This is a genomic window from Halorarum sp. SLYT50 (genome assembly GCF_059821265.1).
Genome location: NZ_CM187555.1, coordinates 2,363,132 through 2,377,720, shown reverse-complemented (window position 1 = coordinate 2,377,720; position 14,589 = coordinate 2,363,132). Strand labels below are relative to the sequence as shown.

General features: G+C 68.9%; 11 protein-coding genes. 5 read left to right on the top strand and 6 right to left on the bottom strand.

Features of this window, described 5'->3' with window-relative positions; translation table 11 throughout:
- The first annotated feature begins 93 nt into the window (after window positions 1–93).
- On the top strand, window positions 94–1,599 hold the full coding sequence (locus AC6RUA_RS12415; RefSeq protein WP_499813318.1) for an alpha-N-arabinofuranosidase: 1,506 nt from the start codon (window positions 94–96) through the stop codon (window positions 1,597–1,599).
- A 124-nt stretch (window positions 1,600–1,723) separates the two neighbouring features.
- On the opposite strand, the gene AC6RUA_RS12410 is transcribed toward AC6RUA_RS12415, so the two are convergent.
- On the bottom strand, window positions 1,724–4,384 hold the full coding sequence (locus AC6RUA_RS12410; protein ID WP_499813317.1) for a glycoside hydrolase family 2 protein: 2,661 nt from the start codon (window positions 4,382–4,384) through the stop codon (window positions 1,724–1,726).
- A 100-nt stretch (window positions 4,385–4,484) separates the two neighbouring features.
- On the opposite strand from AC6RUA_RS12410, the gene AC6RUA_RS12405 reads away from it, so the two are divergent.
- The 4 genes from AC6RUA_RS12405 to AC6RUA_RS12390 all read left to right on the top strand — a co-directional run bounded on the left by AC6RUA_RS12405 (window position 4,485) and on the right by AC6RUA_RS12390 (window position 8,725).
- The gene (locus tag AC6RUA_RS12405; RefSeq protein ID WP_499813316.1) at window positions 4,485–4,868 is read left to right on the top strand and encodes a hypothetical protein; all 384 of its coding nucleotides are present in this window, start codon (window positions 4,485–4,487) and stop codon (window positions 4,866–4,868) included.
- Between the two features lie 126 nt (window positions 4,869–4,994).
- Window positions 4,995–6,467 (top strand): aryl-sulfate sulfotransferase, encoded by a 1,473-nt coding sequence (locus AC6RUA_RS12400; RefSeq protein WP_499813315.1) that lies wholly within the window; start codon window positions 4,995–4,997, stop codon window positions 6,465–6,467.
- Window positions 6,468–6,611: 144 nt separating this feature from the next.
- Window positions 6,612–7,130: a gluconate 2-dehydrogenase subunit 3 family protein gene (locus tag AC6RUA_RS12395; RefSeq protein ID WP_499813314.1), complete on the top strand. Its 519-nt coding sequence runs from the start codon at window positions 6,612–6,614 to the stop codon at window positions 7,128–7,130.
- Window positions 7,127–8,725, top strand: coding sequence for a GMC family oxidoreductase (locus AC6RUA_RS12390; RefSeq protein WP_499813313.1), 1,599 nt, complete (start codon window positions 7,127–7,129; stop codon window positions 8,723–8,725). The genes AC6RUA_RS12395 and AC6RUA_RS12390 overlap by 4 nt, the downstream gene beginning before the upstream one ends.
- A gap of 65 nt (window positions 8,726–8,790) precedes the next feature.
- Here the strand turns inward: AC6RUA_RS12390 and AC6RUA_RS12385 are convergent, their stop codons facing one another.
- The 5 genes from AC6RUA_RS12385 to AC6RUA_RS12365 form a co-directional block, all read right to left on the bottom strand.
- A complete protein-coding gene (locus AC6RUA_RS12385) occupies window positions 8,791–9,480 on the bottom strand; it encodes a YesL family protein (protein ID WP_499813312.1) in 690 nt (229 codons plus the stop codon).
- Between the two features lie 13 nt (window positions 9,481–9,493).
- The gene (locus AC6RUA_RS12380; RefSeq protein ID WP_499813311.1) at window positions 9,494–10,375 is read right to left on the bottom strand and encodes a carbohydrate ABC transporter permease; all 882 of its coding nucleotides are present in this window, start codon (window positions 10,373–10,375) and stop codon (window positions 9,494–9,496) included.
- A gap of 1 nt (window position 10,376) precedes the next feature.
- A complete protein-coding gene (locus tag AC6RUA_RS12375; protein ID WP_499813310.1) occupies window positions 10,377–11,312 on the bottom strand; it encodes a carbohydrate ABC transporter permease in 936 nt (311 codons plus the stop codon).
- 391 nt (window positions 11,313–11,703) lie between these two features.
- Window positions 11,704–13,086: an extracellular solute-binding protein gene (locus tag AC6RUA_RS12370; protein WP_499813309.1), complete on the bottom strand. Its 1,383-nt coding sequence runs from the start codon at window positions 13,084–13,086 to the stop codon at window positions 11,704–11,706.
- Between the two features lie 212 nt (window positions 13,087–13,298).
- Window positions 13,299–14,426 (bottom strand): ABC transporter ATP-binding protein, encoded by a 1,128-nt coding sequence (locus AC6RUA_RS12365; protein ID WP_499813308.1) that lies wholly within the window; start codon window positions 14,424–14,426, stop codon window positions 13,299–13,301.
- Window positions 14,427–14,589 lie beyond the last annotated feature (163 nt).

Genomic DNA, 14,589 nt, shown 5'->3' with positions numbered 1-14,589 from the left:
CCGCCGCGGCGGCGCGACCCGCGGGTGTCACCCGCCCGCGCCGTCGGGGTAACCGGTCGATTTATACCACCGGCAGTGAACACCTGCTATCGTATGACGGACGCGCGCGTCACAGTTCACACTGAGTCGGTGATAGACCGCATCGAACCGGAGCTACACGGCCACTTCTCCGAGCACCTCGGCCGCTGTATCTACGACGGCATCTGGCGCAGCGAGACCGACGAGGAGGACGGCTACCGCGAAGACGTCGTCTCGCTGCTCGCCGACCTCGAGATTCCGGTGCTCCGGTGGCCCGGCGGCTGTTTCGCCGACGACTACCACTGGGAGGACGGCGTCGGCCCCGTCGAGGACCGCCCCCGACGACGGAACCTGTTCTGGGCGCAGGACACCGACGAGGTGCCCGAGGAGGCGAACTCGTTCGGAACCGACGAGTTCCTCCAGTTGTGTGAGCGAATCGACACCGAGCCGTACCTCGCCGCGAACGTCGGCTCCGGCGACCCGCAGGAGGCGGCCGACTGGGTGGAGTACTGCAACTACGAGGGCGACACCGAACTCGCGGACCGCCGCCGCGAGAACGGCCACGAGGACGGCTACGGCGCCACGTACTGGGGGCTCGGCAACGAGAACTGGGGCTGCGGCGGGCGGATGAGTCCCGAGCAGTACGCCCGCGAGTACCGCCGGTTCGCGACGTACGTCGGGTCGATGGACAACCTGATGCTCGAGGACGACCTGGAACTCATCGCCTGCGGGTTCGAGAACCACGAGTGGAACCGGCGGTTCATGGAGGAGGTCGGCAACAGCGCGTGGGGCGTGAACTTCCCGCTCGACCACCTGACGCTCCACCACTACTACGGGCGGACGATGAGCGTGGTCGACTCCGACACCGGCGCGGACGACTACGACGAGATGCTCGTCGAGGCGCTCGAGATGGACCGCCACATCGAGCGCATCGCGGCCGCCATCAACGCGTCCGCGAGCACCCGCGACATCGGCGTCATCATCGACGAGTGGGGGACGTGGCACACGGAGGCGGTCTCGGAGAGCGGCCTCGAACAGCCGGGGACCGTCATCGACGCGGTGTCGGCGGCTGCCGTCCTCGACGTCTTCAACCACCACGCCGACGTGATGACGATGTCGAACATCGCCCAGACGGTGAACGTGCTCCAGTGTCTCATCGAGACGGACGGCGACGAGGCGTGGGCGCGGCCCACTTATCGCGTGTTCGACCTGTACGCGCCCCACAAGGGCAACGACGCGGTCACGACGTCCGTCGACACGCCCACTCGCGCCGTCGACGACGACGAACTGCCGCTCGTCGGCGCGTCCGCGTCGCTCGACGGTGACGAGACGTTCGTCACCCTGACGAACCTCGACGTCCGCGAGGGCCACACGGTCGACGTCTCGCTCGAGGGCGTGGACCTCGACGCGGCCGACGTGGAGGCGCGCGTCCTGTTCGCGGGACAGGAGCCGGACGTGGCCGTCGACGCCGACACCGCCGACGAGTACACCGCCGAGGACCTCGACGTCTCCGTCGAGGACGGCGCGCTGGTCGCCGAGTTGGACGCCTCGACCGTCGCGTCCGTCTCCGTCCGCGAGTAGACGCGCCGGCCGGGTCGTCGGGGCGCTCTCGGTTCTCGCTTCTCGCGCGCGGGTCGCGGTCGAAGGTCGACGCTCGAAGCCGAAACAGGAGAGCCGCGTGGTCGGCCGGAGCGACGCGAGTAGCCTACCGCCCGTGTTCGTCGACGACGGCGGCCAGGACGGCCGTCGCGGTCGGGTGCGAGCCGTAGCCGTCGGTGACGCGGAGCGTACAGGCGGTCATCCGCCCGTCGCCGACCGGCCGCGTGAGGACGACGCCGCCGCTGTTCGCGAGCCAGCCCTCGGTGTAGCCGACGAGCACCTCGTCGTCCGGGTCGGGGTCCGAGACGTACGCGTACGGGTAGAGTCCCTCGAACGTCCAGCCGGGAACCACGTCGACGTCCGGGAGCAGCGTCTGGGAGACGAACGACGCACACAGGTTCCAGCTGTCCTCCCGGGCGAGGTCCGTGACCGGGAACGCCTCCGTGTCGGCCATCCCGCCGTGCGACCCCGGCAGGAGCACCGCGTCGCCGCCGTCCTCGACGAACGCCCGCGTCGCGTCGTCGAGGGCGGTGACGAGCGCGACGTCCGCGTCGGCCGGGTCGTCGACGACCGACGGCCCGTCCGCGCCGCCGAGCGACGCGCGGAGGCCGTCGTGGTCGGTGTAGACCGTCACGCTCCCGAGGCCGACGTCGCGCGACACGACCGTGACGGGCGCCTCGCCGACGTGTTCGTCGCCCGTCGTTCGCGCGACGACCGACTCGGTGCGGACGCCGTCGACCGTCGGAGTCTGGACGGAGATGGCGTCCGGAATCCGCTCGGCGCCGAACGCGTCGACCCGTACCGTCACCTCGCCGCTCTCGCCGAACGCCTCCCAGCGGACCGTCTCGTCGAGCGGGTCGGCGGTGTCGTTGACGACGACGACGTCGGCGTGGAGTTCCGCGTCGTCCCAGTGGACGTGCGCGGTCGGGTCGACGCGGAGCATCACCGGACCGTTCACCCGCGCGAACGCCTCGGGGTCGAGTTTCTCCTCGCGGAGGTAGTCGAGCATCCCGTTGAACTCCCACTCGATGTCGGTCAACTCCGTGATGACGTACCCCACCAACTCGTCGCGGACGCGCATGTCGCCGATGATCTCCGCGATGGACCGGAGTTCGCGCCGCTGCCACGCCGCCGCGAGGTCCTCCACGTCGTCGAACGTCTCCGAGAGGTGGCTCGACTCGAACCGGTCGCGGACGCCCGCGGGCCGCTTCAGGCCGGAGAGGAAGTCGTGGTCGAACCAGTGCGGGTCGCCGTCGTAGTGGGTCTCGAGCGCGTCGAGCGAGGGGAAGCCCCACGTCCCGAACTCCGACATCACGAGCGGTGCGTCGTCGGGGTCGTCGACCCCGTAGTTCTCCTCGGGGTGCGCGACGAGGTGGTCGAGTTGCTCGCGCCAGGCGTCGGCCCGGTCAGGGACGACGAAGTACTCGTGGTAGTCGTTCAGGTCCGTGGCGACGTGCGCCCACCCGGAGTTGTCACAGACGAGCCGCGTCGGGTCCGTCTCGCCGGCCGACTCGAAGAACTCCGCGAGGAACGACTGCTTCTCCTCGTCGGTCCACAGCGACTCGCCCGCCTCGCTGTGGCCGCCGATGCCCCACTCCTCGTTGTAGAGGCTCCACGCGACGACGCTCGGCCGGTTGAAGTCGCGTTCGACCATCCCCTCGAACTGCGCTTCGACCGCCGCCTTCGAGGCGTCGGAGTAGACGCTCGGGTTGGCCGGTTCCTCCCAGACGAGCATCCCGAGGCGGTCGGCGAGTTCGAGGAACCGCGGGTGCGCGGGCTTGATGTGCTTCCGGAGCATGTTGAAGCCCATCTCCTTGGCGGCTCGTATCTCGCGTTCGAACGTGTCGAGGTCGGACGGCCGGTAGAACGTGTCGGGGTAGTACGCCTGGTCGAGCGCTCCCCGGATGGAGAGGGGGTCGCCGTTGAGGTACACCTGGCCGTCCGACCGCTCGACGGTCCGCAGGCCGAAGGTGTCCGCGTACTCGTCGACGGTCTCCCCGTCGCGTTCCAGTTCGACCGTCACGTCGTACAGGTTGGGGTGCTCGGGCGTCCAGTACTCGGGGTCGTCGAACGCGACGGTTGCGCTCCCCGCTCCCTCGCCGTCGAGCGAGCAGTCGGTCGTCGCGACGTCGTCCCCGTCCGCGGAGACCCGCACCGACGCGGAGAGCGACGACGGGTCGGCGCCGTCCGGGGCGGTCACCCGCACGTCGACCCGGGCGGTGTCGGCGTCCGTGTCGGGCGTCACCCGCACGTCGCGGACCCGCGTCTCCGGGACGACCGCGAGGTCGACCCGCTGCCAGATGCCGCTGACGCGCGTGTACCACGGCTCGCCCTGCTTCCCGTGTGGAATCTCGGAGAGGTCTTCGGGGTCGGCGACGCGAACGGTGACGGTGTTCTCGCCTTCCACCAGTCGGTCGGTGACGTCGAACCGGAACGGGAGGTAGCCGTCGCGGTGTTCGCCCACGCGGTCGCCGTTCACCCAGACGGTCGCCTCGTAGTCGACGGCGCCGAAGTACAACAGCGCGCGTCGGTCGTCGTCTACCGCGTCGACGTCGACGCGTCGGCGGTACCAGCCGACCCCCGTGTACTCCCGCAGGTCCTCGTGTTCTTGCCACGAGTGGGGGACCGACACGCTCCGCGCGTCGGGCCACGCCGCGTCCGGGTCGGCCCAGTCCTCGTCGTCCCCGACGGCGTCGGGGTCGGTCGTGAACTCCCAGTCCCCCGAGAGTTCGTGCGTCGGGTCGCGGTTGAGCGTCGTGTGTTGCACGGTCACGTAAGATTCGCCATCCCATATCACGTTTTGGACTTCCCGCTCCTCCGCCGGGGACCGGACCGGCCGGGGGACCAAGGGAACCCGACTCGGCTGAGTGATCGGTGCGGCCGACGGGGACCTCTGCGTGTTCGTGACGAACCGGAACCTCCGGGAGCGCTCGGAGGTCACCGTCTCGCTCGGCGAGGCGCACGCCGGCGAGTCGGTGGTCGCCGTCACCGTCCACCCGACCGCGACCGAGCGGCCGCTCCCGCACCTGTTCGGCACCTCCTGGACGGCGCCGAAGAACTACGAGGTGAGCCGGACGGAGCGGACGGTCGGCGACGACGGCACGCTGTCGCTGGGTCTCGACCCCGCGTCGGTCGGTCGCCTCTACGTCGGTGACCCGGCCGGGAGTGCGTACGACGTGACCGACGACGGCGTGTGGCACGGCCTCGACCCCGAGGACGACCCTGACCCGCCCGGCGCCGGCGAGGGGTAACTCCGGGTCGACGGGGGCGGACACCTCACCGGACGACCGACCCGCCGTCCCAAACGAGCAGACCGAGACGAGCGCGCCGGCGTCCGAACGCATAGAGATAAGCCCGCGCGCTCGCTCCATCCGACCATGCGGACGTCCCGCCGAACGGCGCTCCGAACGCTCCTCGCCACCCTGGTGCTCGTCTCCGTCGTCGCGGTGGCGGGGAGCTACGCGAGCACCGCTCCGGGGGTCGCGTCCCGGGTCGACGGGTCGGACGCCTCGGTCGACGGTCACGCGCCCGGGGAGTTGACCGTGGTCACTACACAGGGGTTCCTCGCGGTCGACGAGCGCGCCGAACTGGTCGCGTTCGACGCCGACGGCGACGTCGTCTACTACGACGACACCCACGAGGTGTACTTCGACGTCGACCCCGTCCCGGGCACGCGCTACACCGTCGAGTACGTCGCCGCGATTCACCAGTCGGGGGCGGCCTGCCAGTCGAGCGGCCGCTGCACCACCAACGTCGTCGAGCGGGCGAACCTCTCGACGGGCGAGCGGTCGCGGGTCTACGCGGACGTGACGCGGGGGATGCCGTCGACGCGCTGGCACGACGTCGACCGGGTGAACGACACGCACCTCCTCGTCGCCGACATCTACGGCGACTCGGTGTTCCTGGCGAACGCGACCAGCGGTGAGCGGGTCTGGGAGTGGAGGGCGAGCGAGGTGTACACCTACGACCAGGGCGGCCAGCCCACCGACTGGACGCACGTCAACGACGTCGAACTGCTCCGGGACGGGCGGGTCGCCGTCTCGATGCGCAACATGGACCAGGTGCTGTTCCTCGAACCGTGTGGCCGGGAGGACGCACTCGTTCCCGCTCGGGGGAGCGGGACGGGGTCGGCCGACGCCGACCGCCGGGTGCGAACCGCGAACGCCGACTGCGAGGGGTACACGGCCGACGGCTCGTGGTCGCTCGGGACCGACGACGACCACGGGGTACTGTACGAGCAGCACAACCCCGACTACATCCCCGCGGAGCGCGGCGGGCCGGCGCTGCTCGTGAGCGACTCGGAGAACAACCGCGTCGTGGAGTACCAGCGCGAGGACGGCGAGTGGACCCGGAGCTGGGAGTGGCGCGACAGCCGCCTCCAGTGGCCACGCGACGCGGACCGGCTCCCGAACGGCAACACGCTCGTCGTCGACAGTCACGGCGACCGGGTGCTCGAGGTGACGCCCGACGGGCGTGCCGTCTGGAGCGTCGACGTGGGCATGGCCTACGACGCCGAGCGGCTGGGGACCGGCGACGAGAGCGCGACCGGACGGAGTACGGCGGCGACCGGAACGTCGCGAACGACGCCGCTCGCCGATGGCGACCCCGGCACCGCGACGAGACCGCTCGCCGCCGCCGTGCTGTGGCTCAAGGGCCTGTTCCCGAGCGTCGTGTTGAACTCCGCGCTGTACGTCGCGCCGCCGTGGGTCGGGGTCACCGACCTGTTCGTCGTGGCCGGCGGCGCGCTCGCCGGTCTGGTGTGGGCCGTCGCCGAGTGGCGGTGGTCGTCGCGGTCGCTCCGGGACGGAGTTCGACGGTTCGCTGACCGCACGCGAGAGAGAGTGCGGTGAGTGCGGCGAGAGCGGTCGGTCGGCACGAACGAGTGACGGGCACCGGCGTCCTCCCTCGGCTCGATTCGTCGCTCCGGGCGACGCTCGGCGTCGCCGCCGACTACGGAGCCAAGTATTAACAGGCCAGAGGGCGAGTGTCGGTCGATGGACCTCTCACGCAGAGACGCCCTCGCCGCGCTCGCGGCCGCCGGCGCCGGCGGCGGGACCCTCTACTACGTCGAAGGGAGTCACTCCAGCGGGGCGACGGCCGACCTGGCCGAGACGGCGACGGCGCTGGCGGACGTCCTCTACCCCTCCGAGGTGGCCGAGGCGGGGGCGTTCGTGGAGACGTACGTCGGGGGACGAATCGCCGACGACGAGGCGTACGGGGAGGCGATGGCCGACGCGGCGGCGACGCTCGACGCCCGCGCGGAGGAACAGCACGGTGCCCCCTTCCGCGAACTCTCGCCGGAAGAGGGGGACGAACTGCTCCGCGGACTGGGGATGGAACGCGTCGACCCCGACCCGGACGGGTCGGAACTCGCGCGCGTCCGGTACTACCTCGTGAACGAACTGCTGTACGCGCTGATGACGTCGCCGAAGGGGGGAGCGCTGGCCGGCACCGAGAACCCGCCCGGTCACCCCGGCGGACTCGAGGCGTACCAGCAGGCGCCGGGACAGTGAGCGCGAGCGACCGGACTCCGTCGGAGCGGGTGGACGTGTGCGTCGTCGGCGCCGGACCGGCCGGCGGGCTCGTCGCCCACTCGCTCGCCGAACGGGGTCACGACGTCGTCGTCCTCGAGGCCGGACCGCGGGTCCCACCCGACGAGCGGCTCCGACGGATGGAGCGCGACCTGCGCCCCGCGTACGACTGGCTGGACGTCTGGGACATGGGCGGCGAGCGCGACGCCTACACGTCGACTGGCGACGTCGACTACCCGCTCAACCGGACGCGGGTGAAGGGCGTCGGCGGTACCACCCTCCACTGGATCGGTTACACTCCCCGACTCCACGAGAAGGACTTCGAGATGGCGAGCCGGTACGGACTCGCGTCCGACTGGCCCCTCTCGTACGAGGACGTCCGGCCGTACTACGCCGACGTGGAGCGGGCGATGGGCGTCGCCGGCGCCGACGACAACCCGTTCGCGCCGCCCCGCGAGGAGCCGTTCCCGATGGAGGCGTTCCCGCCGAGCCACTCGGACGACCTGCTCGCGGCCGCCTGCGAGGACCTCGACATCACCGTCCACTCGGTGCCGCAGGCCCGGAACGTCGAGAGCTACGACGACCGGAGCGGGTGCGTGGGGTACGGCACCTGCATGCAGGTGTGCCCGTCGGGTGCGAAGTACAGCGGCGACGTCCACGTCCGGAAGGCCGAGAGCGAGGGCGCTCGGGTGCTCGACCGGGTACCGGTGCAGCGTCTGGAGCACGGTCCCGACGGCGAGCGGGTGGAGGCGGCGGTGTACGCGACGCCGGACGGCGAGGAACACCGACAGGAGGCCCGCCAGTTCGTCGTCGCGTGCGGCGCGATCGAGACGCCGCGGCTGTTGTTGCTCTCGGAGTCGGAGGCGCACCCGGACGGTCTCGCGAACTCGTCGGGAGCGGTCGGGCGCTACCTCATGGACCACCTCCTCTACGTCGTCGCCGGCGTGACGATGGAGCCGACGGGTCAGCACCGGGTCGGGTTCTCGACGTCGGTTACCCACCAGTTCTACGACCACGAGGAGCCGACCCCCGGGAGCTTCTTCGTCGGCTTGCTCAACAACGTCGGCCCGTCGCCGGTCGGGGCGGTCCTGAGCGACGGGCGGTGGGGGGACGACGTGACGTCGGCGCTCGGCCAGCAGTACGGCGGCCACATCGGGACCGAGGCGCTGGTCGAACAGCTCCCGCGTCCCGAGAGCCGGGTGACGCTCGACCCCTCGAAGACCGACGACCACGGCAACCCGGTCCCGGAGGTCCACTGGACGGTCGGCGACCACGGGCTGGCGACCGCCGAGCGAGCCCTCGACGTGCAGCGCGACGTCCTGACCGAAGCCGGCGCGAGAGTCACCTACGAGACGCCGCCGGACCAGCCGCGGTCGGGCAGCCACCCGATGGGGACGACTCGGATGGGCGCGGACCCCGACGAGAGCGTCGTGGACGCGCGGCTACGGACGCACGACCTGGAGAACCTCTCCGTCGCGTCGAGCAGCGTCTTCACGACCGGCGGCGCGATGAACCCGACGCTCACCATCGGAGCGCTGTCGTTGAAGCTCGCCGACCACGTCGACGCCGACCTCTGACCGGGACGGCGAGTGTCGACGGGCGTGCGAACGCGACGGACCGCACCCGCCGACCCGTCTCGTGGTCACCGCTGGTCGGACGGGCCGCCGACTCCGGCTGTCGAGGCGGTCGGCCGCTCGGACCGCTCGGGGTCCTCGTCGCGGAGTTCGTCCGCGAGCAGGGCGTGGTGGAACGTGAACGCGACGGGGGCGAACAGCAGGACGAATCCCAGCGTCAACAGCGCCGTCACGACGAACACGGCGAACGTCACGAGCGCCGTGGTCAGCGACAGCGTCGGGTGTCCCACCGTCCAGAAGTACCCCTTCTTCAGTGCGGTGCCGATCCAGTCGCCCTCGGCGAGCGCGACGAACGTCGGGATGAACACGAGCAGCATGAACGCGGCCGAGTACGCGCTGGCCAGCGCGAGCACGCCCGCCAGCGGCGCCTGCGTCCTGAGGAACTCGAGGGTGTACAGCACCGCCGCGACGCCGGCGGTGGCCGGCAGGACGCTCAACACGAACGCGGCGACGGACTGCCGGCGGAGGATGTCTGCGACGTACCCGTAATCCACCTCGTGACCGCGGACCACGCTCTCGACGGCCGCGTACGCGCCGACCGTCGCCGGCCCGATGGTGACCAGGGGGAGCGAGGCGAGAAACCAGACGACGCCGACGGGAACCAGCGACCAGGCGTGCCGATAGACCCGGTGTTTCGTCTTCGAGAGCGCCGCTGCGAGCTGTTCGGCGTCGGAGCGGGAGACGTCGGAAGCGGTCATCCGGGGGGGACGATTACTTGACCGTCCCCTGCATCTGGACCGCGCGGACCAGTTGCCCCTGGAGAACGATGAAGATGATGAACAGCGGGACGGAGGCGAACAGCGACGACGCCATGACCAGCCCAGGCTGCTGAGCGGTCAGCGTGTCCCGGATGGTGACCAGCCCGATGGGGAGCGTGTACATCGACTGGTCCTGCAGGATGACCAGGGGCCACAGGTAGGAGTTCCAGGTCCAGATGAAGATGAACAGCCCGAGCGCCGTCAGCGCGGGCTTCATCAGCGGGAGCACGAGCCGGGAGTATATCTGGAACGTGGAGAACCCGTCGAGGCGGGCCGACTCCTCGATCTCGTCCGGGAAGTCCTTGAAGAACTGCACGAGCATGAACACGCCGATCGGTCCCGCCGCCGCTGGCATGATGACGCCCAGGTACTCGTTGAGCAGCCCCAGGTCGACGACGAGCTGGAAGACGGGAATCAGGTTGACGATACCCGGGACCATGAAGCTCGCCACGATGATCGAGAAGATGATGCGCCGGGCGGGCCACTTCAGCCGAGTCAGCGAGAACGCGACCATCGAGTCGATCACCAGCACCATGACGGTCGCCCCGCCGGCGATGATGAACGTGTTGATGGTCCACTGGATGATCGGCGTGTTCGCCGTGAGGAACTCGAACCACCGCAGCGTCGGGTTGTTCGGGATGAAGTACGGATAGCTGGCGAACAACTGGTTTTGCGTCTGGAACGAGCGCCCGATCATCCAGAGGTACGGGATGATGAACACCAGCGCTGCGCCGATGAGCGCCCCGTAGACGCCCGCCTTCCGGAGTTGCTGTTCCGTCTCGTTGTCGAACGTGCTTCCGTCGCGAAGCCCGTCGAGGAGTGTTTTCGTGCTCATGTTACTCGTCCTCCGAGAGCGCGTAGTAGTTGACCAGCGACACCGAGATGAGAATCAGGAACAGGATGTAGCCGATCGCCGCCGCGTACCCGAAGTCCCGGGCGGAGAACCCGGTCTGGTAGAGGTACACCACGATGGTGGTCGTCGCGAAGTCCGGACCCCCCTGCACCATGATCCAGGGCTGCCCGAACACCTGGAACGACCCGATGAACGTGATGATGACCACGAACAGCAGGGGGTTCCGCATCTGGGGAATGGTGACGTCGCGGAGCATCCGGTAGGAACTGGCTCCGTCGAGGCGCGCCGCCTCGTAGAGGCGGTCCGGGACGTTCTGGCGCGCCGCGAGCAGGATGATGAAGTTGAACGCGATCTGCCACCAGATGGTCGTCACCACGACGGCGAACATCGCCCACGTGGACGACCGGAGGAAGTTGGGCGAACTGCCGAGGAGGACCCCGACCCAGTAGTTGATGGGACCGCCGCCGGCGAACAGTTCCTGGAACAACAGCGCGATGACCGACACCGTGAGGATGTAGGGGCTGAAGAAGATGGTGCGCAGCAGCCACCGGCCCTTGATCTCGCGGTTCACACCGAGTGCGAGCAGGAGGCTGAGCACCACCAGCGCCGGCACGGTGAAGATGACGAACTCGAACGTGTTGAACAGCGCTTCCCAGAACTGCGGGTCGGTGAGCAGCCGTTGGTAGTTCTGCAGGCCGATGAACTCCGATTCGGCCGGGAACAGGGCGTTCCACTCGTGGAAGCTCATGTACAGCCCCAGCAGGAGCGGATACAGCAGGAACAGACCGAACGCGAAGAGGTACGGCGCCGCGAACAGGACGCCCATCATCGACTCCTTGCGGTTGTACTCCTCGCGCATGTTCTGCCACCAGCCGACGACCGCGCCTTTCGGCCCCTCGCGCCTGACGGCTGCGAGCATGCCCAGCGTCATGGTTCGTGGTGGTCTGCGAACCCGTTCACGACGCCCGTCGACGAAAGGTCGAACCGGACACGGGGTCGGTCGAGCGCGCGGCGACTCGGTCGCCCGTCGGCGTGGCGACGGGGGCGGGACGGCGACGCCCCGGCCGGCCGGTGGCCACGCTCCGCCCGCCGAGCGGCCGGACGCGTTCGGCGCGCCGTGCCCCCAAGTGCGGGCCACTCGCCGACGGAATGCGGCGCCACGGGCCGTTTGTGGGCTGTTATCATTGTACCGGAGTAATGAGAGTGCCGCCGTATAAACGTTTCCAACCCGGGAGCCGTCGGGCAGTTCGAGGCCGACGCTCGACGGGTGAGGCGAGCGAGCGGCCGCCGAGGGACCGCCGAGGAGGCCCTTACCAGTTGATACCGTTGATGCGCTGTGCCGCGTCCTCGACAGCCGGCTGCGGCTCCTTCCCCCCGGCGCGGACGGCGTCGACGTTCTGCGCGAGCGCGTTCGTGTACTGGCTGGTACTCGTCGTCGGCGGCTGGTAGTAGAGCATGTCGTTCGACGCCATGTCGTAGAAGACGTTCAGCGTCTTCTCCCACACCGGCGCGTTACGAAGTTCGTCGGACTCGAGGGCCGACTCGACGGCCGGCAGGTGGCCCGCCTCCTTCCCCCAGGTGACGGACCGCTCCTGCGTCAGGTACTGGATGGCCTGAATGGCGCCCTGCTGGACCGCGTCGTCCCGGTTCGGGTTGCGCGGAATCCCGAGGGTGTGGCTGTCGGCCATCGTGTACTTGTTCTCCATACCGGGTGCGACGCAGGGGTTGTAGATGCCCCACTCGAAGTCGAGGGGGTTGGAGCCGCCCTCCTTGTACCGCGAGTACGCCCACGTCCCGTCGTTGACGGCGGCGTGCTCGCCCTGACTGAACGCGTCCCAACTCGTGGAGGAGTCGACCTTCGCCCAGTTCTTCTCCTGGTAGGCCGTCTTCCACGACTCCATGATGGCCATCCCGTCCTCGTTGTTGAAGTTCGCCTCGACGCCGCCGTCGTCCGTCGCGGGAAGCGGCTCGGTACCGCGCGACATCACCCACGGGAGCCAGACGCGGAGCCCGTGGGTGTCTTCGCCGGCGTCGTACGCGCCGTAGCCCGCCTCGACGAGGGCGTCGTTGACCTCGACGAACTCGTCCCACGACGTCGGCGGCGAGTCGTAGCCCACCTCGCTGTACAGGTCCTTGTTGTAGTACGTCGCGACCGGGTGAGCGTCCAGCGGCGCAGAGACGTGTTCCCCGTCGAACTCGGTCGCCGCGGCGATGTTGTCCAGGTACGGACCGTAGTCGATGTGGTCGTCCAGCGGGACCATCGAGTCCACGAACTGGGGAATCTGCGCCGTGTGATAGATGGCCAGGTCCGGCGGGTCGCCGCCGGTCATGGACGTGAACAGGCGGTCGTAGTACGCGTCCCACGGCACGCGGGTGACCTCGACGGCGACGCCGTCGGTCTGCTCGTTGAAGTCGCGAACCATGTTCTCGAACGGTTCGCCGTCGCCGCCGGTCAGCAGCGACCACATCGACACGACGGTGTCGGCGCCCTCCACCTCGACGCCACCCTGCGGCTCTGTGTACGTGCTGCTCCCGGCCGAGGTGGCGGCACCGCCGCCGGAGTCGTTGCCGCCGCCACCGCCGCCGCCACCGCCGGCACATCCCGCGATGCCGACGGTTCCCACGACGCCAGCGGATTTCAGGAACCGACGGCGCGTACTCGACTTCCCTCTCGACTCTTCACTATCGAACATACAGAACGGTGTTGCGAAATCAGTAGTAATAAGTGTTTCTTAACAATATTCACACGACCAGTTCGGCGACCGGGCCCAGTCGGTCGACTCACCCTGTCGAGTGTCGTTCTAGTCCGGCCGGACTCGGGGTGAGGGACGGTCGTCGGGGGCGGCGAAGCGTGTGCGTCGGGCCGGACCTCGTCAGCGAGTCGTCGAACGCGCCGGGCGAAGGCTCACGCCTGCTGACGCTGCGGGACGCGCTCGTCTTCGACCAGCAGGTTCTCTTCGGTGTTGAGGTCGAACAGGTGCGCGTTCTCGTCGTCGAAGCTGACGCGCACGCGGCTCCCCTCCTCCGGCTTGATGTCGGCCGGGACGCGGGCGATGCACTCGACGTCCCCGATGGTCAGATAGAGGTAGTTGTCGCTGCCGACGATTTCGAGCACGTCCACGACGCCCTCGATGGAGTCGGCCCCCGTCCCCTCGTCGATGTAGATGTCCTCGGGGCGGATTCCGAAGATGAACTCCTTCCCGTTCGTCTGCTGCTTGACCGAGTCGGCGATCTCGGCCGGGACCTGGTACTCGAAGTTGCCGTCGGCCTCCACCAGCGTCTGTCCCTCGAGCGCGACGTCGAAGAAGTTCATCGACGGACTGCCGATGAAGTCGGCGACGAAGTGGTTCGTGGGCTCGTTGTATATCTCCTCGGGGGTGCCGATCTGCTGGAGTTCGCCGTGGTTGAGGACGGCCACCCGGTCGCTCATCGTCATCGCCTCCTCCTGGTCGTGGGTGACGTAGATGGTGGTCGTATCCAGTCGCTCCTGCAGGCGCTGGAGTTCGATTCGCATGTGTGTCCGGAGCTTCGCGTCGAGGTTCGACAGCGGCTCGTCCATCAGGAACACCTCGGGTTCCCGGACGATGGCGCGGCCCGTCGCGACGCGCTGCTGCTGCCCGCCGGAGAGCTGTTCCGGCTTGTTGTCGAGGAGTTCCTCGATGCCCATCATCTCCGCGGCGTCGTCGACGCGCTTCTTGATCTCGTCGTCCGGGAGGTCGGTCGTCAGCTTCAGCCCGTAGGACATGTTCTTCCGGACGGACATGTGGGGGTACAGCGCGTAGTTCTGGAACACCATCGCGACCCCGCGGTCCTGCGGCGGGACGTTGTTGATGCGCCGGTCCCCGATCCTGATCTCGCCGTCGCTGATGTCCTCGAGCCCGGCGACCATCCGCAGTGCGGTCGACTTCCCCGACCCCGACGGACCCACGATGGTCAGGAACTCCCCGTCCGCCAGCTCGAGGTCGAGGTCACTGACGGCCACCACGTTCCCGTCGTAGATTTTCGTGACGTCGTCGAATGTGACGGTGCTCATGTGATTAACTATCGTGCGGTATACCGTCCCATCATTTATAGCTTGCGCTGGCCGCCCGCCACGGCGGCACGAACGAGAACGGGAGATTTCCGCCAGAAGTCGACGATTCGACCCGCGATAGCGGACGGAGTCGGGCAGGTCGGCCCGAAACGTCGTGAAAAGA

Excerpts from the sequence above, each read along its gene's own strand:
- AC6RUA_RS12375 (WP_499813310.1), bottom strand. The coding sequence starts at position 11,312 with ATGCTCGCAGCCGTCAGGCGCGAGGGGCCGAAAGGCGCGGTCGTCGGC.
- AC6RUA_RS12400 (WP_499813315.1), top strand. The coding sequence starts at position 4,995 with ATGCGGACGTCCCGCCGAACGGCGCTCCGAACGCTCCTCGCCACCCTG.
- AC6RUA_RS12415 (WP_499813318.1), top strand. The coding sequence starts at position 94 with ATGACGGACGCGCGCGTCACAGTTCACACTGAGTCGGTGATAGACCGC.
- AC6RUA_RS12380 (WP_499813311.1), bottom strand. The coding sequence starts at position 10,375 with ATGAGCACGAAAACACTCCTCGACGGGCTTCGCGACGGAAGCACGTTC.
- AC6RUA_RS12365 (WP_499813308.1), bottom strand. The coding sequence starts at position 14,426 with ATGAGCACCGTCACATTCGACGACGTCACGAAAATCTACGACGGGAAC.
- AC6RUA_RS12395 (WP_499813314.1), top strand. The coding sequence starts at position 6,612 with ATGGACCTCTCACGCAGAGACGCCCTCGCCGCGCTCGCGGCCGCCGGC.
- AC6RUA_RS12370 (WP_499813309.1), bottom strand. The coding sequence starts at position 13,086 with ATGTTCGATAGTGAAGAGTCGAGAGGGAAGTCGAGTACGCGCCGTCGG.
- AC6RUA_RS12385 (WP_499813312.1), bottom strand. The coding sequence starts at position 9,480 with ATGACCGCTTCCGACGTCTCCCGCTCCGACGCCGAACAGCTCGCAGCG.